At 70.7% G+C, this 20,800-nt stretch carries 18 protein-coding genes; 5 read left to right on the top strand and 13 right to left on the bottom strand.

Features of this window, described 5'->3' with window-relative positions:
• Positions 1 to 127: 127 nt before the first annotated feature.
• The 5 genes from OWR29_RS04660 to OWR29_RS04640 all read right to left on the bottom strand — a co-directional run bounded on the left by OWR29_RS04660 (position 128) and on the right by OWR29_RS04640 (position 5,527).
• Positions 128 to 904 carry an alpha/beta fold hydrolase gene (locus OWR29_RS04660; protein ID WP_267561154.1) on the bottom strand — a complete coding sequence of 259 codons (777 nt, stop codon included), beginning with the start codon at positions 902 to 904 and terminating at the stop codon, positions 128 to 130.
• Between the two features lie 77 nt (positions 905 to 981).
• Positions 982 to 1,467: a copper resistance CopC family protein gene (locus OWR29_RS04655; RefSeq protein WP_267561153.1), complete on the bottom strand. Its 486-nt coding sequence runs from the start codon at positions 1,465 to 1,467 to the stop codon at positions 982 to 984.
• A gap of 95 nt (positions 1,468 to 1,562) precedes the next feature.
• Positions 1,563 to 2,732, bottom strand: a complete 1,170-nt coding sequence (locus OWR29_RS04650; protein WP_267561152.1) for a Dyp-type peroxidase — start codon at positions 2,730 to 2,732, stop codon at positions 1,563 to 1,565.
• Entirely contained in the window at positions 2,729 to 3,274 is a 546-nt protein-coding gene (locus OWR29_RS04645; protein WP_267561151.1) for a copper chaperone PCu(A)C, read from the bottom strand. Before OWR29_RS04645 ends, OWR29_RS04650 begins: the two co-directional genes overlap by 4 nt.
• Before the next feature lie 51 nt (positions 3,275 to 3,325).
• Positions 3,326 to 5,527, bottom strand: coding sequence for a bifunctional copper resistance protein CopD/cytochrome c oxidase assembly protein (locus tag OWR29_RS04640; RefSeq protein WP_267561149.1), 2,202 nt, complete (start codon positions 5,525 to 5,527; stop codon positions 3,326 to 3,328).
• Positions 5,528 to 5,710: 183 nt separating this feature from the next.
• On the opposite strand from OWR29_RS04640, the gene OWR29_RS04635 reads away from it, so the two are divergent.
• Entirely contained in the window at positions 5,711 to 6,151 is a 441-nt protein-coding gene (locus OWR29_RS04635) for a DUF6188 family protein (protein WP_267561148.1), read from the top strand.
• Positions 6,152 to 6,201: 50 nt separating this feature from the next.
• Here the strand turns inward: OWR29_RS04635 and katG are convergent, their stop codons facing one another.
• Positions 6,202 to 8,475, bottom strand: a complete 2,274-nt coding sequence (gene katG / locus OWR29_RS04630; RefSeq protein WP_267561146.1) for a catalase/peroxidase HPI — start codon at positions 8,473 to 8,475, stop codon at positions 6,202 to 6,204.
• Positions 8,475 to 8,906, bottom strand: a complete 432-nt coding sequence (locus OWR29_RS04625) for a Fur family transcriptional regulator (protein WP_324291215.1) — start codon at positions 8,904 to 8,906, stop codon at positions 8,475 to 8,477. Before OWR29_RS04625 ends, katG begins: the two co-directional genes overlap by 1 nt.
• Before the next feature lie 75 nt (positions 8,907 to 8,981).
• Here OWR29_RS04625 and OWR29_RS04620 point away from each other — a divergent pair, with 75 nt between their 5' ends.
• Positions 8,982 to 9,407 (top strand): PPOX class F420-dependent oxidoreductase, encoded by a 426-nt coding sequence (locus OWR29_RS04620; RefSeq protein WP_267561145.1) that lies wholly within the window; start codon positions 8,982 to 8,984, stop codon positions 9,405 to 9,407.
• A 72-nt stretch (positions 9,408 to 9,479) separates the two neighbouring features.
• Here OWR29_RS04620 and OWR29_RS04615 read toward each other — a convergent pair whose 3' ends face one another.
• Together OWR29_RS04615 and OWR29_RS04610 are read right to left on the bottom strand one after the other, a co-directional pair.
• Entirely contained in the window at positions 9,480 to 10,304 is an 825-nt protein-coding gene (locus OWR29_RS04615; RefSeq protein WP_267561144.1) for an alpha/beta fold hydrolase, read from the bottom strand.
• A gap of 116 nt (positions 10,305 to 10,420) precedes the next feature.
• Complete coding sequence (locus OWR29_RS04610; RefSeq protein ID WP_267561142.1) at positions 10,421 to 11,494, bottom strand: FAD-dependent oxidoreductase; 1,074 nt, start codon at positions 11,492 to 11,494, stop codon at positions 10,421 to 10,423.
• A gap of 335 nt (positions 11,495 to 11,829) precedes the next feature.
• Here OWR29_RS04610 and OWR29_RS04605 point away from each other — a divergent pair, with 335 nt between their 5' ends.
• Positions 11,830 to 14,136 carry a bifunctional glycosyltransferase/CDP-glycerol:glycerophosphate glycerophosphotransferase gene (locus OWR29_RS04605; RefSeq protein WP_267561140.1) on the top strand — a complete coding sequence of 769 codons (2,307 nt, stop codon included), beginning with the start codon at positions 11,830 to 11,832 and terminating at the stop codon, positions 14,134 to 14,136.
• 4 nt (positions 14,137 to 14,140) lie between these two features.
• Here OWR29_RS04605 and OWR29_RS04600 read toward each other — a convergent pair whose 3' ends face one another.
• Both OWR29_RS04600 and OWR29_RS04595 read right to left on the bottom strand, forming a co-directional pair.
• Complete coding sequence (locus OWR29_RS04600; RefSeq protein ID WP_267561138.1) at positions 14,141 to 15,040, bottom strand: phosphatidylinositol mannoside acyltransferase; 900 nt, start codon at positions 15,038 to 15,040, stop codon at positions 14,141 to 14,143.
• A complete protein-coding gene (locus OWR29_RS04595) occupies positions 15,037 to 15,690 on the bottom strand; it encodes a GntR family transcriptional regulator (protein WP_267561137.1) in 654 nt (217 codons plus the stop codon). Before OWR29_RS04595 ends, OWR29_RS04600 begins: the two co-directional genes overlap by 4 nt.
• Before the next feature lie 16 nt (positions 15,691 to 15,706).
• Between OWR29_RS04595 and OWR29_RS04590 the strand changes: the two genes are divergently transcribed.
• Together OWR29_RS04590 and OWR29_RS04585 are read left to right on the top strand one after the other, a co-directional pair.
• Complete coding sequence (locus OWR29_RS04590; protein ID WP_267561136.1) at positions 15,707 to 18,484, top strand: FAD-binding and (Fe-S)-binding domain-containing protein; 2,778 nt, start codon at positions 15,707 to 15,709, stop codon at positions 18,482 to 18,484.
• Positions 18,485 to 18,494: 10 nt separating this feature from the next.
• Complete coding sequence (locus tag OWR29_RS04585; protein ID WP_267561135.1) at positions 18,495 to 18,800, top strand: hypothetical protein; 306 nt, start codon at positions 18,495 to 18,497, stop codon at positions 18,798 to 18,800.
• A gap of 26 nt (positions 18,801 to 18,826) precedes the next feature.
• On the opposite strand, the gene OWR29_RS04580 is transcribed toward OWR29_RS04585, so the two are convergent.
• Positions 18,827 to 19,717, bottom strand: coding sequence for an NAD(P)/FAD-dependent oxidoreductase (locus tag OWR29_RS04580; RefSeq protein WP_267561133.1), 891 nt, complete (start codon positions 19,715 to 19,717; stop codon positions 18,827 to 18,829).
• An 18-nt stretch (positions 19,718 to 19,735) separates the two neighbouring features.
• Positions 19,736 to 20,680, bottom strand: coding sequence for a Gfo/Idh/MocA family oxidoreductase (locus tag OWR29_RS04575; RefSeq protein WP_267561131.1), 945 nt, complete (start codon positions 20,678 to 20,680; stop codon positions 19,736 to 19,738).
• Positions 20,681 to 20,800 lie beyond the last annotated feature (120 nt).

Here is a 20,800-nt window from a genome sequence, read left to right as displayed (position 1 = left end):
ACAGCCAAGCTCACGCAGTTACGTCTTTTCCATCTCCCCAGGCGGTTGGGGTCTGGGGCGAAGCCCCAGGGTCTTAAGCCTTTTCAGCCGCAGCCGTGGCAGCGGACACGAATCCTGAGCCCGCCAACTACACGTTCTGGCGGATCCGGGCCAGCCAGTTAGCCACTAACGCGGCACACAGAGCGCGCTGCTCAAATAGCACATTGTGCCCAGCGGAATCGAGCACAGCGAAGGACGCGCGCGGATAGTGCTCGAGGCGGTTCCAAGCGTCTGTGTAGCCGACCACATCATCCTGGCGGGCGGTTATGTGCAAGGCCGGCGGCAGGAACGGCTCGGGGTGGGCGTCTTCCGGTTCACGGGCCAGCGAGTAGTTCGCGGCGATGCGGGCCAGTGCGGCCTGGTCGGCGCCCTCCACGCCGGGTAGGACGTACTGCACGAAAGCTCGCGCGTCGTCCGTCGACTCCACCACGGCGTCTTCGCGGTACATGGGCAGGGCTGATCCCAGGAGCGGCACGATGTCGGGCTCGTGCTTGAGGACTGTTCGGGGCGGCACGGCTCGGTCGGCCCGCGGGACAACAAAAACGCCGGCCAGGGTGGCCAGGCCAAGGACCTGAGGACGAAGCTCGTGAGCCACATAGCGAGCGATCATCCCGCCGAACGAGCTGCCCAGAACCGCGAACGGCTCCTTGCCGACATGGGCCACGATCTCGGCCACCACCGCGTCGGCCACCTCTTGCGAGCTGGCGATCGCGCCCGCCGGTGTGGCGGTCGCGCCGGGCATGTCCAGGTAAATGCGGCGCCAGTGCTCGAAGATCGGATCCAGCGGGAGCAGGCTGCGATGGTCGAGACCGAACCCGTGCAGGAGCACGACCGGGGTGCCGGAACCCATCTCAAGCGCGAACACGCTGCCACATTACGGGGGACAACGCGCCGCCAACGCGTTTCGCCGGCAACGCCGAGCATCGAGCCACACCGCGGCTGTCAGGGGCGCTTCCGGCGGCCGAAGGCGTAGAAGTAGGCGGCGGCCCCGGCCAGCGCCAGCCCGAGCACACCGAGGCCGGCGAGAACGAACCACGGGAGGCCACTGGGGGTGCTCGCCCGCGCCGCTGCGACAGGCTGGGCCGGGGTGCCCACGGTGAAATCGTACGAGCCTTGGACTGTATGACCGTCGGCCGATACGACGCGGTAGGCGACCGTGTAGACGCCGTCGACAAGCGGGCCGCCGGGCGTGACCGTCGCGGTCGGCCCGGCCACCGACGGCGTGGACGTGGGCAGGCGTTGGCGGGTCGCGTTGCTGAGCGCCACCGTTACGAACTCGGGATTCAGGTCTTCGCTGAAGGTGAGTTCCACGGTCGCGGGAGACGCGGTCAGGGTGGCGTCCTGGGATGGCGTGGCCGCCACCAGTTGAGCATGAGCCCAGGCGGGCGAGGCGACGGCCAGCACCGCGACGAAAGCGACTGCTGCCACGAGAAAGCGGCGCACTCCGGCCGCATGGGGAGGCGCCGCCGGTCCCGATGACAGAGGCCGCAGGCGGGCACCGCGCGCAAGCGGCGAGACGAGCCTCATCCCAGGACCTGGTCGCCGATCCAGCCTGCGTCGGTGCAGCCGGGTGGGATGGCGAAGACGGCCGAGCCGATGGGGGTGATCCATTCGTTGAGGACGTCCTTGTCGGCCAGGCGTTGCTGGATGGGGATGAACTGGCGGGCGACGTCCTTCTGGTACGAGGCGAAGATGAGGCCCGAGTCGGGCTGGCCGGCCGCGTTTGGTACGCCGTCGTAGTTGTAGGGGCGGCGGAGCAACTTCAGGCTGGGGTCGGTGACGCGGGCTCGGGTCACGTGAGAGAAGTCGGGCATCGCCGGGAGGCCGCTGGCGTCGAGCTTGGTGAAGTCGGGCTCGTCGTGTTCCTGGGTGCCGCTCAAGGGTGCGCCGGAGTCGAGGCGGCGGCCGACGGCGTTTTCTTTGTCGGCCACGGAAAGGATGTCCCACTTCTCGATTTCGGCGCGCATTCGCCGTACGACCAAGGTTGTCGAGCCGTCGTCGTTCCACACGGCCGGGTCGATCTCGGCGCCGCGCGGGTTGGCGGTTCCGTCGAGCTGGCCCATGACGTTGCGCTGGGTGTGCTCGGGGGCCTGCACGCCCGGGCTGCGGCGAAAGCCCTGCTGCACCCAGCGGACGGCGGCGAACGGGCGGGCGTCCTTGATGAGCATGCGCTGGGTGTGGGCGACCGTGAGCGGGTCGTCGGCGCAGATCTGCAGAAGCAGGTCGCCGCCGGACCAGCGTTGCTCCAGGCGGTCGATCTTGAACTTGGGCAGGTCGGCCACGGGTGACTCGAGGCCGGCGGCGCGGTAGAGGCCGGTGCCGAATCCGAAGGTCACCGTGAGGCGGGACGGGAGCGGGGCGAGCGTGGCGTCGGTGTCCCCCAGCGCCGGTACGCCCTGGGTCAGGCGCCCGGCGTCGTCGGAGAGCAGCCGCATCATCCGGCCGAGTGCCCGCCGGTCGGTGCCGGCGGGCAGCGTGAACGCCACGAAAGCGGCGTGCGCGGGCGGGTCCTCGGCCACCCCGGCCTGGCGGGGGCCGTAGAACGGGACCGTGGACGTGCCGGTGGTCAGCGACTCGACTGCGGCGACCGAGGTGGGGGTGTCCGAGCGGGCGGCGGCGACCAGGCCTCCGCCGGCCGCCGCGCCGAGACCGGCCGCGGCGGCCCCGGTCAGCAGGTGGCGACGAGACGTCACGGAGCGGCGCTTTCCATCGGCGCCATGTGGCCCGGGTCGTAGCTCTCGCCGGCACCCGCGAACGGCTTGGCGATGGCGGTGAACGGCACGGTGTTGCCGTCGGCCAGCTTCAGGGTGAAGGTCAGCTCGTCGCCGGGCTCGATGGCCTTCGCGGGCTTCATCAACATCAGGTGGTCGCCGCCGGGCGCGAGCTCGTGGTCGCCCTTGGCCTTGACGACGAAGCCGCCCTCCTTCGGCTGCATGACCATCTTGCCGTCCTTCATGGTCATCTCGTGCAGCTCGAGCGGTGACGCCGGGGACTCGGCCGAGGTGATGGTGATGTCGGCGTCGGTGTCGTTGACCAGCGTGCCGAACGCGGCGGTCATCTCGCCGGCCGGGCCGGCCTTCACCCACGGGTCCTTGATGGTCAAAGCGGAGGCGGCCGCGGTGGCCGAAGGGGCCGGAGCCGGAGCCGCGGCGTCACTGCTGGTGCCGCCACAGCCGGCGAGTCCGAGGGTGGCCACGGCGAGCGCGGCGGCCGCGCGAAGAACGTTGGTTCGCATGCCCATTGGTCTGATCGAGCAACGAAAAAGTTCCCGGCAGAAACTGAGATTTCATGAATTGTCGGGCGAGGAGGCGGGTTGAGGTGTTGGCGGGGAGACGGGTTGAGATGACGGCGAGGAGACAGGTTGAGATGTTGGCGAGGAGGCAGGTTGGGATGTCGGCGAGGAGGTAGAGCGGGGCGTCGGCGAGGAGGTAGAGCGGGATGTCGGCGGGGTGGCAGCGCCGTCAGAGAAGGAGGCTCTGGGGGCGAGCGAGACGGAGCGGGAAGTGGCATCGGCCGAGCGCGCGGCGGGGTCGGTGGAGTAGGAGGTGGGGTGGGCGGCGGCGGCCAGGAAGGCGTTGTAGCGGGCCAGGTCGTCGTCCTCGCCGGAGGCCTCGGCCCGGTCGGCGGCGCGGTCGAGGCGGGCCTGCTCGCGTTCGTCGGAGCGGATCCATTGGCGTACGAGCAGAAGAAGGATCGCCGCGGCCGGGAGCTCACCGAAGGCCCAGGCCAGGCCCGCGCCCAGATGCTGGTCGGCCAGCAGGGACGACGCCCACGGCGGGTGCACGGCGGTGTACCAGTCGGCGGCGATGACCGTCGTGGACTGCAGCAGCACGAACCCGAAGAACGCGTGCGCCACCATGGCCAGGAAGTGCACGATGACCAGCAGCGCCGGGTGGACGCGGCGGCGGCCCGGGTCGACGCCGATGAGCACCCAGAACAGCAGGTAGCCGGCCAGCACGAAGTGGACCAGCATGGCCAGGTGCCCGAGGTGGTACCGCATCAGCGTGCCGAGCAGCCCGCCCATGTAGAGCCCGTACAGGCCGGCCACATAGATGCCGAGCGCGACCAGCGGATGGCTGAGCAACCGCATCGCGCGGCTGTGCAAGGCGATCAGCAGCCATTCACGGGCGCCACGCACTTGCGGATCGGCCGGGCGGCGCAGCGTGCGCAGGGCCAAAGTGACGGGGGCGCCGCCGACGAGCAGGATCGGCACCACCATCGAGAGCACCATGTGCTGCACCATGTGGGCGCTGAACAATACGTACGCGTACTTCGCCACGCCGAGGCAGGTGAACGCACCGAGCACCAGCAGGCCGCCGACCCACGACAGCGTACGGCTCAAAGGCCAGTGATGGCCGGCGCGGCGCATCCGGCGTACGCCCGCCAGATAGAAGAAGATGCCGAGCGCGACCACCGTCAGGAAGAACATGTCCGGGAGCGGGTTTCCCAGCATCTGTACGGCGGTGGGCGGCCCCGGTCGGGCGAAGCCCAGCAGTTCCACGAGCGGGTCGGGTTCCACCGCCGTCTCGGGCACCGGCGTGGGGCTGCGCGACAGGGCGACGGCCAGGCCCACGGCTGCGCCCAGCACGACCAGTTCGCCCGCGGCCAGCCGTACGAAGGACCAAGGAGCACTCGCCCGCAGCGCCGGCAGCGTGCGGGCTCGATGCGCGGCGCCGATCGCCCCCACGGCGAGCAAGGCGACCACTTTGAGCAGCACCAGAGCCCCGTACCGGGAAGTGAAGACTGCACCCCACTCCCCCAGCCGGACCCCGGCGTTGACGACGCCGCTGACGGCGGTGGCCACGAAACAGGCCAGGGCCAGCCGGCTGTAGCGGCCCGCCGTCTCACTGAAACGGCGATGACGCCGTACGAGAAGAAGCCCGGCCAGACCACCCACCCAGAGCGACGCCGCCAGCACGTGCAGGGCCAGGCTGCTCACGGCGAGCTGGTGATTGCCCGCGCCGGCCGAGTGACCGGTGAAAGTGGGCGGCAGCACCGCGGCCAGAGCCAGAACGGCCGTCACCGCGGCGGCCCCGCGCGACAGCCCGGCCCGCGAGGCGACGGCCACCGCGAGCGCGAGGCCGGCCTGCCACATCAGCGACTGCCCCTGCGAGACCGAGAACGCGAAGCTCAGCACCGACGAGCGGCCGAGCCGGTCGACCGGCACACCCAGCACGTCGGACACGGTGAAGGCGACCAGAGCCAGTGACGTGGCCGTCCACAACAGCGCCAGCCAGGTCGTGCGTCGCAACAGGAGCCAGCCGTGGGCGGCGACGCTGCGGCCGTCGCCCGGCAACAGGAAGGCCGCGGTGGCGGTGAGGCCGACGGTCAGCACGCCGAGCACGGTCGCCACCATCGTCAGCACGGGCAGTGCCCACTCGGTGACCGGGCCGGGGCTCGGGATGCCGGGCAGCACCGTGCCGTCCACCGCCCCGCCGAACCGCAACGCCGCGATCAGGGCGACGACGGCCGCCGCACCCGCTGCCACCAGACTTCTCCGCACGGTTCATGAGTCGCTGCCGGCGGCGCGGAAGTTCCCCGCCCGAATAAATAGACAAAGGGCGATGGATTTACCGAAAGTATTGTTTACTGTTCCGCTTTAAGGATCCTTTATGAAAGCGGGAGTTACGTTTCTGCGGTCGCTGATTCCGACGAGCAGAACGAGGTAGTCATGGTGCCAGCCGCGGTGGCGGGACGGTGTCCGCAGGGGGCGGGAGCGGTCGAGCTGCTCGCCGGGCAGAGGCTGGACTACGTGCAGCTCGGACCGGCTCTGGTGCTCGGCTTCTCGGGTGACACGCGGGTGATGATCGAGGTCGTGGCCCGGCTGGGCGGTCCGGTCGGGCGGGTCGAGATCGAGCCCGGCGACCGCCCCTCGGATGCGCTCGGCCTGCTGCTGGGGGACGTGGTGCGTACGGCGGAAGTGGGCGACAGCGGCGAGCTGGCGCTCAGCTTCGAGGGCGGGTTCGACCTGTGCGTCGGGCCCCACGCCGAGGCGGAGTCGTGGGCGGTGGCGGGGGCCGACGGCTGCCTGGTCGTCTGCCTGGCCGGCGGCGAGGTGGCGGCCTGGACCGAGGCGCCGTCCAAAGTGGTCATCCGGCGCGACGGTCAGTAAAAGCAGCGGGCCCGGCCTGAGTGGCCGGGCCCGTCACTTCGTACGGGAAATCAGACGAGGTCGAAGCGGTCGAGCTCCATGACCTTCGTCCAGGCGGCGACGAAGTCGGCCACGAACTTGTCGCGGGCGTCGTCGCTGGCGTAGACCTCGGCCAGGGCCCGCAGCTGCGAGTTCGAGCCGATGATGAGGTCGACCGCGCTGGCCGTCCACTTCACCTGGTCGGTGGCCAGGTCGCGGATCTCGTAGATGTGCTCCTCGTCCTTCGACGCCGTCCAGCGGGTGCCGGGGCTGAGCAGGTTGGCGAAGAAGTCGTTGGTGAGCACGCCCGGCTTGTCGGTCAGCACACCGTGCTGCGAGCCGCCGACGTTGTTGCCGAGGGCCCGCAGACCGCCGAGCAGCACGGTCAGCTCGGGGGCGGTCAGGTTGAGCATGTACGCCCGGTCGATCAGCAGCACCTCGGGCTGGGTCTTCTCGCCCGGCCGCAGGTAGTTGCGGAAGCCGTCGGCGCGGGGCTCGAGGACGCGGAACGAGTCGACGTCGGTCTGCTCCTGGGTGGCGTCGGTGCGGCCCGGGCGGAACGGCACGGTCACCTCGGCGCCGGCGTCCTTCGCGGCCTTCTCGACGGCGGCCGAGCCGGCCAGCACGATCAGGTCGGCCAGCGAGATCTTGGCGGCGCCGGCCGCGTTGAACTCCTGCTGGATGCCCTTGAGGGCGTCGATCGTGGCCGCCACGCCCTGGTTGACCTCCCAGCTGCGCTGGGGCTCGAGGGCGATGCGGGCGCCGTTGGCGCCGCCGCGCTTGTCGGTGGAGCGGAAGCTGGCGGCCGAGGCCCACGCGGCCTGCACGAGCTGGGCGACCGTGAGGCCGGACTCGAGCACCTTGGCCTTGAGGGCGGCCACGTCGGCGTCACCCACGAGCTCGTGGTCGACGGCGGGAACCGGGTCCTGCCACAGCTGCGGCTCGGCGACCTCGGGGCCGAGGAAGCGGCTGACCGGGCCCATGTCGCGGTGCAGCAGCTTGTACCAGGCCTTGGCGTAGGCCAGCGCGAACTCGTCCGGGTTCTCGAGGAAACGGCGCGAGATCTTCTCGTACGTCGGGTCCATGCGCAGAGACAGGTCGGTGGTCAGCATCGTCGGGCGGTGCTTCTTGGCCGGGTCGAACGCGTCCGGGATGATCTCGTCGGTGGTCTTGGCCACCCACTGCTTGGCGCCGGCCGGGCTGGTGGTGAGCTCCCACTCGTACCCGAAGAGAATCTCGAAGAAGCGGTTGCTCCACTGCGTCGGCTTGTCGGTCCAGGTGACCTCGAGCCCGCTGGTGATGGTGTCCTTGCCCTTGCCGCTGCCGTGCGTGCTCAGCCAGCCCAGGCCCTGCGCCTCGATCGGGGCGCCCTCGGGCTCGGGGCCGACGTGGTTGTCGGCCGGGGCCGCGCCGTGCGTCTTGCCGAAGGTGTGGCCGCCGGCGATGAGGGCGACGGTCTCCTCGTCGTTCATGGCCATGCGGGCGAACGTCTCGCGGATGAAGTGGGCCGCCGCCACCGGGTCGGCGTTGCCGCGCGGGCCCTCGGGGTTGACGTAGATGAGGCCCATCTCGGTGGCGCCGACGCCCTCGGCCATCGTGTTGTCCGAGACGTAGCGCTCGTCGCCGAGCCACGTGTCCTCGGGGCCCCAGAAGATCTCTTCCGGCTCCCAGGTGTCGATCCGGCCGAAGCCGAAGCCGAAGGTCTTGAAGCCCATCGACTCCATGGCCACGTTGCCCGCCAGCACGAGCAGGTCGGCCCAGCTGATCTTCTGGCCGTACTTCTGCTTCACCGGCCACAGCAGGCGGCGCGCCTTGTCCAGGTTGGCGTTGTCGGGCCAGCTGTTGAGCGGGGCGAAGCGCTGACCGCCGTCACCGGCGCCACCGCGGCCGTCCTGGATGCGGTAGGTGCCCGCGGCGTGCCAGCTCATGCGGATCATGAGGCCGCCGTAGTGGCCGAAGTCGGCCGGCCACCAGTCCTGCGAGGTGGTCAGCACCTCGGTGATGTCGCGCTTGAGGGCCGCGACGTCGAGCTTGGCGAACTCCTTGGCGTACTCGAAGGACGGGCCGAGCGGGTTGGCCTTCGACGAGTGCGCGTGCAGCACGGAGAGGTCGAGCTGGTTGGGCCACCAGTCCCGGTTGCTGTGGGGACGGCCGCCGGTCTTCGGCTTGGGCGAGTCGATCGCGGGGTTCTCGCTCTCGCTGCCGTGCGCCGTCACCGAGTCGTGCGCGACCGGACAGCCGGCCGCCGCCTTGTCGTCGACTCCCTGCGCGCTGGCGGAGACGTCGTTGTCCTGGGTGTCGCTCATCAGCTTCCTTCCGAATGGTGAACCGAACAGTCGGGGCAGACGCCCCAATAGACGACCTCCGCCTCGTCGATCACGAAGCCGTGATTGTTCGAGGCGGTGAGACAGGGGGCATGGCCGACGACGCACTCGACGTCGGCGATGGCGCCGCACGAGCGGCACACGACGTGGTGATGGTTGTCCGCCACCCGCGTCTCGTAGCGGGCGGTCGCGCCGGCGGGCTGGATGCGGCGCACCAGCCCGGCTTCGGTGAGCGCACGCAGCACATCGTAGATCGCCTGGTGGGAGACGCTGGGGTGATCGGCCCGCACGAGCGCGATCACGGTGTCGGTGTCGACGTGCGCGTGGTCGTGCAGGGCGGCGAGAACCGCGAGCCGCGGCCTCGTCACGCGCAGCGAGGCGGCCCGGAGCTGCGCCTCGAAGTCGACCATCACCCGCAGAACCCTAGACCCCTAGATTGGAACAAATCAAGTTTAGGAACCAGGAGTTCACCCGCGGGACAATGCGGTATGACTGACTTCGATCCGAAGGCGTTGCTGGCCGAAAGCCGCCTCGGCGTGCTGGCCACCATCAAGGCGAACGGACTGCCGCAGCTCTCCCCCGTCACCCCGTTCTACGACCAGGACGCCGGCAAGATCTACGTCTCGGTCACCGAGGGAAGAGCGAAGACCGCCAACGTACGGCGTGATCCGCGAGCCGCTCTTGAGGTGACCCACCCGGACGGCTGGGCGTGGGCCACGGCCGAGGGCGCGGTCGAGTTGATCGGGCCGTCCGACGACCCGAACGGGCCTGAGGTCGAGGCGCTGGTCGACTACTACCGGCGGGCGGCCGGCGAGCACCCGGACTGGGACGAGTACCGGCAGGTCATGGTGTCCGACCGGCGGGTGCTGCTGGTGCTGCGGGTCGACCACGTGTACGGGCAGTCGATGCGCTGATTCTTACGAAGGCGGGAAAGAGGGAAGCCGGGCTCACCGACGACGGCGGGCCCGGCGTTCCTCGTACGGAAATCAGTTTTTGATCCACTCGAGAATGTCGGCGTCGAGCTTCTGCTGGTAGTCGCCCTGAATGCCGTGCGGGGCGCCCTCGTAGACCTTGAGCGTGCCGTCCTTGACCAGTTTGATGGACTTCAGCGCGGCGTCCTTGATGGGGACGATCTGGTCGTCGTCACCCTGGCAGATCAGAATGGGAACGGTCAGAGCCTTCAGGTCTTCGGTGAAGTCGGTCTCGGAGAATGCCTTCACGCAGTCGTACGCGGCGGCCAGGTTGACCAGCATTCCCTGACGCCAGAAATCGTCCTTGGCGCCCTGGCTGACATCGCGGCCGTGATTGGCGCCGAAGAAGCTTTCCGACAGGTCCTTCCAGAATTGCGAGGCGTCGCTGAGCACGCCGGCCCGGATGCCGTCGAAGACCTCGATCGGCAGGCCGTCCGGGTTCGCGTCGGACTTGACCATGATCGGCGGGACGGCGCCGGCCGTGACGACCTTGGCCACCCGGCCCTGGGGCTGGCCGTACTGGGCGGCGTAACGGACGACCTCGCCGCCGCCGGTGGAATGGCCGATCAGAATGATGTCGCGCAGATCGAGCGCCTCGACAACGGCATTCAGATCACGGCAGTACGTGTCCATGTCGTTTCCGCTGTACGTCTTTTCCGACCGGCCGTGGCCGCGGCGGTCGTGCGCGATGGCCCGGTAGCCGGCGTCGGCGAATTTCTTCAGCTCGACCTGCCAGGCGTCCGAGCTGAGCGGCCAGCCGTGGCTGAACACCACCGGCTGTCCCGTTCCCTGCTCGGTGTAGTAGATCTCGACTCCGTCGGGGGTGGTGACGAAAGGCATCGCATTCTTCTTTCGCTCGGTGCGATATTCGGACGCCGGTTCTCTGCCCTGGCCCGTGCCTTTCGAACCCGGAATTGCCGCTGCTCACAATTCCTTTCGACGCGTTTGATCAAATGTCAAGTAGTGCTGTCCCCCATTGTCACCGGCTCGCGGGTGAGGGTTTTCACCACCGCGGCCACCGCTTCGCGGCCCGCGCGGTTGGCGCCGACGGTCGACTGTGACGGACCGAACCCGATGAGGTGGATGCGCGGCTCCCCCACGACCTGCGTGCCGATCATCCGGATGCCGCCGGCCTCGTTGCGCAGCCCCAGCGGGTCGAGGTGGGCCAGGGCGGCCTTGAAGCCGGTGGCCCACAGGATCGTGTCGACGCTGGTGAAGCTGCCGTCGGCCTCACGGACGCCGGTGGGCTCGATCGCGGTGAACATGGGTCGGCGTTCCAGCGCGCCGCGCCTCTTGGCTTCCAGCGCGTACGAGGTCCAGGCGAGCCCGGTGTACGAGACGACGCTGCCGGTGGGGCGGCCCGCCTCGACATCGGCGATCACCTTGGCGATGGTCTCGCGGCCGGCCACCTCGGGCTCGAAGCCGTCCGTACGGAAGAAAGGCTCGCGCCGCGTGTACCAGAAGGTCCGGGCCGAGCGGGACACCTCTTCGAGCAGCTGCACGGCCGAGATGCCGCCGCCGACGACCGCGACCCGGCGCCCGGCCAGCTGCTCGGCCGACACGTAGTCGGACGTGTGCAGTTGAAGGCCCCGGAACGTCTCCTGTCCCGGATAGATCGGGCGGGTCGGGTTGGTCCAGGTGCCGGTGGCGTTGATGATCGCCTCGGCGCGCCACAGCCCCGCGGTGGTCTCGAGGATGAACGACGGCCCGGACCGGCGCACGGCCGTCACGGTCACCGGCCGCAGGATGGGCGGGTCGAACTTGCGCTCGAACTCGGCGAAGTAGCGCGGCACGGCGGTGTTGCTGGGCTCGGCCGGGTCGAGCGGCGGCTTGGGCAGCCCGGGCAGGTCGAAGATGCCGTTCACGGTGGCCATCCGCAGCGACTCCCAGCGGTGCCGCCACGCGCCGCCCGGGGCCGGCTCGGCGTCCAGCACGACGAAGTCCAGGCCGCGTCGCTGCAGGTGGTAGGCCGCGGAGAGCCCGGACTGACCGCCCCCGATCACCACGACAGTCGCTGATCCGTCGGTCATGGTGTCGCTCTCCTTGCTGAAATTTCGCCTCGCGCGACGGAACATCGGGGGCGAAGAGCCTATTCCCGGCGATGGCTCTCATACGATCAGGTCGATGGGATCGGCCGAACGGACTGAACTTTCCTCGCAACCTGCGCCAAGGTAGCCAAATTGGGCTCGGTAGATGAACGGCGGATTACAGGCAACTGATCTGCCGGTGATCGCTTTGATAGCGTCACGCCGCCATTGTCCGGCAAGGCGGAAACCCCCTCCGCCTGATCGGCTCGGGGCACGGGGAAGCGTCCGGCGGTGGCCCGTGCGCCCGGATCGATCGCTCGATCAAAGGTGTCAACCACATGCCCCTCTTGAGTGTTGTTCTTCCGGTCTACCGGGTCCAGGCCTACCTGCGGGAATGCCTCGACTCGATCCTCGAGCAGGCGTTCACCGACGTCGAGGTGATCGCCGTGGACGACTGCTCACCGGATCACAGCGGCGCGATCCTCGACGAGTACGCCTCCCGGGACGAACGGGTCAAGGTCGTCCACCTGGACCACAACGTCGGCCTGGGCGAGGCCCGCAACGCCGGGATGAAGCACGTGACGGGCGAGTTCGTCTGGTTCATCGACAGCGACGACTGGATCGCGCCCGGCGCCCTGGCCGCGGTGGCCGACCGCCTGATCGCGGCCGACCCGGACGTGCTGATGGTCGACTACGCGAAGGTCTGGTGGAACAACAACAGCCGGCGCAGCAAGTTCTCGAGCCTGGTCCGGTCCGAGAATCTGCCCCGCGTCTTCACCCTGGCCGAGCACCCCAACATGATCAGGGTGTTCCACGTGGCCTGGAACAAGATCTACCGGCGCCGCTTCCTGCTCGACAACGAGATCACCTACCCGACCGGGCTGTACGAGGACGTGCCGGTGGGCTACCCGGTGCTCATCCTGGCCGACCGGATGGCGGTCCTCGACCGCGTCTGCATCTACTACCGCCAGCGCCGGCGCGGCGCCATCACCTCCACCCCGGGCCGCCGCCACTTCGAGGTCTTCGGCCAGTACGACCTGCTGTTCCAGCACCTGGACAAGATCGGCGAGCGGGCCGAACCGTTCCGCGCGCTGGTCTTCGGGCGGATGCTCTACCAGTGCCTGCTCGTGCTCGAGAACCGCGAGCGAGTGGCCAAGGGGGATCGCCGCGAGTTCTTCGGCGCGCTGACCGACGCATACCGGCGGCACCTGCCGCGGGGCGGCTACCAGCCGCCGGGCGGGACGGAAGGGCGCCGGCAGCGGGTGGCCGCGAGTGGTTCGTACGCCCTGTGGCGGATCCTGTGGTTCGCGCTCACCCTGGCCGGCGCCGGGCGGTCCTGGGCCGGCCGGGCCCAGCGCACGGTGCGGCTGCGCAGTCGTCTGCGGATGCTCTACTACCGGTTCCAGGTCCGTCGGCCGATCGACCCCCAGCTGGCCGTCTTCTCGGCCTACTGGGGCAAGGGCTACGAGTGCAACCCGCGTGCGGTGTACGAGAAGATGGGCGAGCTCGCTCCCGGCGTACGCGGGGTCTGGGAGGTCAAGCCGGGCGCGGAAGGCACCATGCCGCCCGGTGTGGCGACGGTGACGATGGGCACGCTCGAGCACTACCGGACCATGGCGCGGGCCAAATACCTGGTCACGAACGTCAACTTCGGGGGCTGGGTGATCAAGCGGCGCGATGCCGTGCACCTGTCGACGAACCACGGCACGCCGGTCAAGGCGATGGGCGTCGACCAGCTGAAGTTTCCGGCCGGCATCCAGGGCATGAACATGAACTGGCTGCTCAAGCGGTGCGACCGCTGGACCTACAGCGTCAGCCCGAACGCCTACACCACCGAGGTCTGGGAGCGGGCGTACCCGTGCGACTACGAAACGCTCGAAACCGGTTACCCGCGTAACGACCGGCTGGCCACTGCCACCCCGGCTGACGTGCAGGCCGCCCGCGAGCGGCTCGGGCTCCAGCCCGGGCAGGTTGCCGTGGCCTACCTGCCGACCTACCGCGACTACGAGTTCGGCAGCGACGCCCTGCTCAACGTCGAGCGCTTCATCGACCGCATGCCGGCCGAGACGGTGCTGCTGGTGCGGGTGCACCACTTCGACCGCTCGCACGTGTCCGGCACCCACCCGCGGGTGATCGATCTCGGCGGCTACCCCAGCGTCGAGGACATCTATCTGGCCGCGGACGCGCTGATCACGGACTACTCGTCGGTCATGTTCGACTACGCCGTCCTGGACCGGCCGCTGGCCATCTACGCCGCCGACTGGAAGAAGTACAAGGCCAATCGCGGCGCCTACCTCGACGTGTTCACCGAGGGCCCGGGCGTGGCCGCGCGCACCGAGTCGGAACTGGTCGACCTGTTCGTCTCGGGCGAGGTGTTCGGCGAGACGGCCGCCGCCACCCGCAAGGTGTTCCGCGACCGCTTCTGCTACCTCGACGACGGCCACGCCGCGGAACGCGTCGTCCGCCGCGTCTTCCTCAACGAGCCGGCCCGTGCCCTGACCGACGCGGGCGCCGTGCCGCCCGTCCACACCGAGCAGCTGCAAGAGCTGCGCAGCGTCATCGACGACTCGCAGCCGGTCGACCCGTCGGCCGCCGAGGACGAGACGGACATCGCGGAGGAGCCCAGCGCGGTGGTGGGCCGGTGACGGCTCAGGTGTCGGCCAGGAAGTACTTCTGCAGCATGTGCCAGTCCTCGGGATGGGCGGCGATGCCCTCCGCGTAGGCGTCGGCCAGCGCCTGCGTCATCGTGGCGATCTTCTGCTGACGGGTGCCGTCGGGCGGGACCGGGATGGCCGGATGGACTCTGATGCCCATCCGGCCCGGGGCCGGGTACCACAGGTTGACCGGGTGCAGCGCGCATCCGGTCAGCACCGCGAGCGCGGCCGGGCCGGCGGCAATGCGGGTGGTCTCGCCGAAGAAGTTCACCGGAACTCCGGTGGCGCTGAGGTCGCGATCGGCGACGAGGCAGACGGTGCCGCCGGCCCGGAGCCGCCGCGCCAGGGTGCCGACGACGGACGCCCCGCCGTCGTGCGGCAGCACTTCCATCCCGAGCCGCCGCCGGTAGTCCCAGAACCGTTCGGCGACCGCCTCGGGCTTCAGGTTCTCGGCGACCGTGGTGAACTCGATCGAGTGGGTCGCGATGAGCCAGGCGCCGGCGTGGTCGTAGTTCCCGGTGTGGCCGAGCGCCAGCACGACCCCGCGCTCCGAACGGATCGCGGCGGCGAGGCGCGTACGGTCCTCGTCCGCGATGTCGAGGCTGTCCAGGATGCGGTTGCGGTCCCACCGGTTGAGCCGGAACGCCTCGCAGTAATAGCGCAGCGCCGACCGCATGCCCCGGCGGGACATCGCAGCGAGCGCCTCCGGCGTCGTGTCTTGGCCCAGGACCCGGAGCAGGTTCGCCTCCAACTGCCGGACCTGGGTGGTCCGCCGCTTCCACAGACGGTCGGCGATGCGGTCGAACAGGCGGTAGGCCGCCCGCTCCGGCATGGCCCCGATCAGCCGCCACGCGGCCCCGTAGCCGTACGCGACGGCCCGGTCCTTGACGCTCATGCCGTCACCAGGCGGGCGACCAGCAGGGCTCCCGTCGCTTCGAGGTGCGTACGCATTGCCGCCTCGGCGGCGGCGCCGTCGCGGGCCAGGACGGCCGCGACGACCGGCTCGTGCTCGGCGTGGATCTCGGCCAGCGTGCGGCCGCTGGCCGTCGTGGGCGGCCCGAGCAGCGCGGTCGTCTCGCGCAGCTGGGCGACGATGGCCGCCGCGCGCCCGTTGCCGGCCGCGCGGAGCAGCAGATCGTGCAGGGAGCGGTCGGCCGGCCAGAAGGCAGCCTCGTCGGCCACCGCCATGGCGTCGAGCGCGGCCCGGATGGCGGCATGCTGCTCGTCGGTGCCGTACAGGGCGGCCTTGCGGGCGGCGGCGGGCTCGAGCGCGAGGCGGATCTCGACGATCTCCTCGATGTCGTGGGCGCGCGGCGGCAGCACCCGGAACCCCCGGTTGCGCCGGATCTCGACCAGGCCCGCCTCGGCCAGGCGCAGCATGCCCTCACGGACCGGGCTGCGCGAGACGCCGAGCAGCCCGGCCAGCTGATAGACCGAGTACGTGGTGTCGGGCCGGAGTTCCCCGGCGGCGATCCCCTCGCGCACGGCGAGAGCGACGGCCTCGGCCAGGGACGGAGCCTCCGGTGGGAGGACGAGCGACGGCATGAGTAACATGTTACCTATGAACGACGTGGTGGCGGCACTGGGACGGGCAGGGCTCGAGGTTCGGGCCGATGCGGGCACGCGGGGCATGTACGCGTCGGACGCCTCGCTCTACCGGATTCCGCCGCTTGCCGTGGTGCGGCCGCGGCACGTCGACGAGGTGGCGGCGGCGCTGGCGGTCGCGCGTGAGACGGGGACGCCGTTCACGTCGCGCGGGGCGGGCACGTCGGTGGCCGGCAATGCGGTCGGGCGCGGCATCGTGCTCGACTTCTCGCGGCACCTCAACCGCGTGCTCGAGATCGACCCGGCGGCGCGGACGGCGGTGGTCGAGCCGGGCACGGTGCATGCGGTGCTGCAGAAGGCGGTCACCCCGCACGGCGTGCGGTTCGGGCCTGACCCGTCGACGCACCCGCGCTGCACTATCGGCGGCATGATCGGCAACAACGCTTGCGGGTCACGCTCTTTGGCGTACGGGCGGACCTCCGACAATGTGGCCGGGCTCGAGCTGCTGACCGCGGCCGGCGACGTCATCAGCACCACCGAGCCGCAAGGCCCGGCCGTCGACGGCGTGAAGGCGGTCGTCGGGAAGCACCTGGCCACCGCGCGCACCGAGTTCGACCGGTTCGGGCGGCAGGTCTCGGGCTACGCGGTGCAGCACCTGCTGCCGGAACGGTTCGACCTCACCCAGGCCATGGTGGGCTCGGAGGGGACGCTCGCCGTCATCACCAAGGCGACAGTGAAGCTGGTCGTCGACTCCCCCGTCCGCGTCGTCGTGGTGCTCGGGTTCCGCGACATCGTAGCCGCGGGCGAGGCCTCCCCCGCCGTGGTGGCGCACGGGCCGACGTCGTGCGAGGGGCTGGATTCCCGGCTGCTGGACGTGCTGCGGGCGCGGCGCGGCCCGGCCGCCGTGCCGCCGCTGCCGCGAGGTGGGGCCTGGCTGTTCGTCGAGCTCGCGGGCGACGAGCTGGGCGAGGTCGAGGCCCGGGCGCGCAAGCTGGCCGAGGACGGCATCGCCGACGACGCCCTGGTGGTGACCGATCCGGCGACGCAGGCCCGTCTGTGGCGCATCCGCGAGGACGGCGCCGGGCTGGCCGGTCGAGCCCCGTCAGAGCGGCCGGCCTGGCCCGGGTGGGAGGACGCCGCGGTGCCGCCGGAGCGGCTGGGTGCGTACCTCGCCCGCTTCGACGAGCTCGTGGCCACGTACGGAATGACCTCGGCGCCCTTCGGGCACTTCGGCGACGGGTGCATGCACGTCCGGCTGGACTTCCCGCTCGACCAGCCCGGCGGCACGGAGGTCGTGCGGGACTTCGTGGTCGACGCCGCGAAGCTGGTCGGCGAGTTCGGCGGGTCGCTGTCGGGCGAGCACGGCGACGGGCGGGCCCGCTCCGAACTGCTGCCGCACATGTACTCGCCGGACGCGATCGCGCTGTTCAAGGGCATCAAGCACGCGTTCGACCCGGGCAACCTGCTGAACCCGGGCGTGCTGGTCGACCCCGATCCGATCGACGCCGACGTGCGGCCGGCCGGGCACTTCCCGGTCAAGGCGCTCGCGCTGGCCTACCCGCACGACGGCGGCGACCTGGCCCAGGCCGTGCACCGCTGCACCGGCGTCGGCAAGTGCCGGGCCGACAACTCGGCCGCCAACGGCGTGATGTGCCCGTCGTACCTGGCCACCCGCGAGGAGAAGGACTCGACGCGGGGCCGGGCGCGGGTGCTGCAAGAGGTCGTCCGGGGCGAGCTGTCGTGGTCGGATCCGGCGGTGCACGACTCGCTCGATCTCTGCCTGTCGTGCAAGGGCTGCGCGTCGGACTGCCCGACCGGCATCGACATGGCCACCTACAAATCCGAGGTGCTGCACCAGACGTACCAAGGCAAACTGCGGCCGCGGTCGCACTACACGCTGGGCAAGTTGCCGTTCTGGGCCCGGATCGCCGGGTGGACGCCGCGGCTGGCCAACCTGGGCACGCGGCTGCCGGGCATCCGGAACCTGGCGCTGTGGCTGGCCGGTGTCGACAAGCGACGGTCGGTCCCGGCCTTCGCCCGCAAGCCCTTCCGCCGTACGTTCAAAGCCGTTTCAGGGCCGAAGCCGGTGATCCTTTTCGCAGACTCGTTCTCGGACTCGTTCTCGCCCGAGGTGGCCGAGGCGACGGTCCGGGTGTTGCGCGCGGCCGGCTACGAACCGCGGCTGCCGTCGGGGTCGGTGTGCTGCGGCCTGACCTGGATCACGACGGGCCAGCTCGACTCGGCCAAGAAAATTCTTTCCCGTACGGTCGACGCGCTCGCGCCCGACGCGCGGGCCGGCATTCCGATCGTCGGCATCGAGCCCTCGTGTACGGCGGTCCTGCGCTCGGACGTGAACGAGTTGCTGCCCGGCTCGGCCGACGCCGCCGTGGTGGCCAAGTCGGTGCGCACCCTGGCCGAGTTGCTGGCCGAGACGCCGGACTGGACGCCGCCCGACCTCTCCGGCGTCTCGGTGGTGGCCCAGCCGCACTGCCACCACCACGCCGTCCTGGGCTGGAAGGCCGACGCCGACCTGCTCGCCTCGACCGGCGCCCAGGTGAAGCGGCTGGCCGGCTGCTGCGGCCTGGCCGGCAACTTCGGCGTCGAGATCGGCCACTACGACGTGTCGGTGGCCGTGGCCGAGCAGAACCTCCTGCCCGCCCTGGACGCGGCGCCCGACGCGGTCGTCCTGGCCGATGGCTTCTCGTGCCGCACCCAGGTGGCCGACCTGCGCGACCGCCCGGCCGTGCACCTGGCCCAGCTGCTGGACGGCATGCCCGAGCGCGCCGCTGGGTAGATCAACCCGCATGGGACTGACCTTCTGGCTCGCGCTGGCCGTGCTGCTCGCCGGCCTCGGCCTGGCCGTCCACGGCGGCTACGTGCTGGCCACCGGCCGCCTGTCCGCCAAAGCTCGAGCCGCGTTCCGGTCCACCCGGGACGCCGGCATGTACCCCTTGTGCGCCGGTGCGGGTCTCATGCTTCTGGCGCTGGCGCAGCTCGTTCCGGACGACTGGGACTACTCGTTCGCGTACGTCGTTGTCGCCCTGGTTCTGGCGCTGGCCTGCATGGGGCTGGCGTTCTTCCGCTACCTGCCGCGGCGGCCGGCGCGCTGACGTTGCGCACGGCCGCGCGTTGAGGCTCAGCCCAGCAGGGCTCGGGCCACGGCGCGGCCGGAGAGCCAGGCGGTTTGCACGCGCGGCTTGCCGAAGGCGTCGCCGCACAGCCAGACGCGGCCGTCGTGGGCGAACGAGCCGTCGACCTGTTCGGGCTGGGCGTAGGTCCAGCGGTGGACGTGCACCTCGGGCCGGCTTTTCAAGCTCAGCAGCTCGCCCACGGCTTCGGCCAGGATCGGGCCGGCGGCCTCCGGGTGGTCGAGGTGCTGGGCGGCCAGCTCGGCCGTTGAGTGCGCGACCAGCACCGGGGCGCCGTCGCCGCGGCGGTCGCCGTCGTCGCAGACGGTGGCCAGGACGGGGTGGTCGTTGACGAAGGCGCCGCGCAGGTCACCCCACTCGCGGGCGGGATAGGTCAGGACGGCAGCGATCACCGGGCGCCACGTCTGCGCCTCTGCCGCGGCTCTGATGGCCGGCGGCGGGTCGAGGCGCAGGGCCTGCGGCCCGGGCATGGCCAGCACGACCGCGTCCGCGTCCTCGGGCACCGCGTCGAGCGTGGTCGACAGCCGGACGTCGAGGCCGTCGGCCAGGTCGGCAGCCAGCGACCGCAGCCCGCCCGGCGCCGCCCACCGCACCGGCCCGGTGCTCGGCTCCCCGCCCGGATAGACCCGCAGCGTGTCGGTCCACGGCCGGGCCAGTTTCCGCGCCTCCCACGACGCGACCTGGGTCTCGAAGTCCGGATCGTCGGCGACGAAATAGGCGGCCCCCAGATCGGCGTACCGGCCGTCGAAGCGCTTGCTGGCCAGTCGCCCGCCGACCACCCGCCCCCGCTCGACCACCCGCACCCGGGCCCCGCCCTCACTGAGCGCCCGAGCACACGACAACCCGGCCACCCCGGCCCCCACCACCACAACGTCCATGGCCGGAATGTACCCGCCTCACAACGTCACAACCGAGCCGCTGAGCCGCGCCCGCTCGGCCGCCCAGACAACCCGGTGCGAGGCCAGGCTCGTCGCCATGTCCGAGCTGAGCCGGGACGGGTCGCCGTGCGCGACCGCGCCGAGGAAGGCGTGCACCAGAGCTTCGTCGCCGCCGTCGTGGCCGCCGGACGCGCCGCCCGCCTCGACGGTCTCGCTCACGCCGGTGCGGAAGTCGGTGACCCGCAGGGTGCGGCCGTCGCCCTCGATGCTGCCGTGGCGGCCGAACATCCGCGTCTGCCGCCCCTGCATGGGCGTGAACGCGGTCATGGTGAACGTCGCGGTCTTGCCACCGGGGTACTGCATCGCGACGACCTGGTGGTCGACCACGTCGTTGTCGCAGTCGTAGACGCATCGGCCGTACGGGCCCTCGCGCAGGGCCAGCATCAGCGCGTCGTCGGTGCGCTCGTCGGTGACGGCGGACAGCGGCCACCGTGATCCCTCGGCCAGGCAGCGCCGATAGAGGCGTACGGCCGAGTAGGGGCACGACGGCTCCGCCGCGCAGTCGACGCAACGCTCCCCCGCCCCGGCCGGCCGCTTCTCGGGCCGGAAGTGGGCCAGGCCGCCGAACGAGGCCACCGAGGCCGGGGCCGACCCGAGCCGGGCCTTGGTCGGGGCCATCGGTTTCTCGAGCAGCAGGTGATAAACCTGGCCGGTCAGGGCCACGGCGGGATCGGCGTGCATTCTGTCCTGGGTGGTCACCACGGCGACGTCGGCGAGGCGGCCGGCCGCGGCCAGGTCTTCCCAGGTGGTGAAGACCGACGACGGCGCGATGTCGTAAGTGCTCGCGATCAGCGACCGGCGGTCCGCGTCGGGCTCGGCCACCGCGACGACCCGGGCCAGGCCACTCGCCGTAGCGTGCTTCGTGTACTCGCGGCCGCGTAGGCCGGCGCCGACCAGCGCCATCGACACTTGCTCTCCGGAGGCCGTGGGTATATTCGGCCGATCGCCGGCGCCGGGCGTCAAGGGGGCGTAACCGCCGGCCCGGTCGCTCGTTGGAGCAGAAACCCCTCGGAATCATCTGGA

Origin of the sequence: Paractinoplanes pyxinae (genome assembly GCF_026626335.1) — a bacterium.
Lineage (GTDB): Bacteria > Actinomycetota > Actinomycetes > Mycobacteriales > Micromonosporaceae > Actinoplanes > Actinoplanes pyxinae.
The sequence above is the reverse complement of the archived record's forward strand: the minus strand, read 5'-3'. Positions and strand labels throughout refer to the sequence as shown.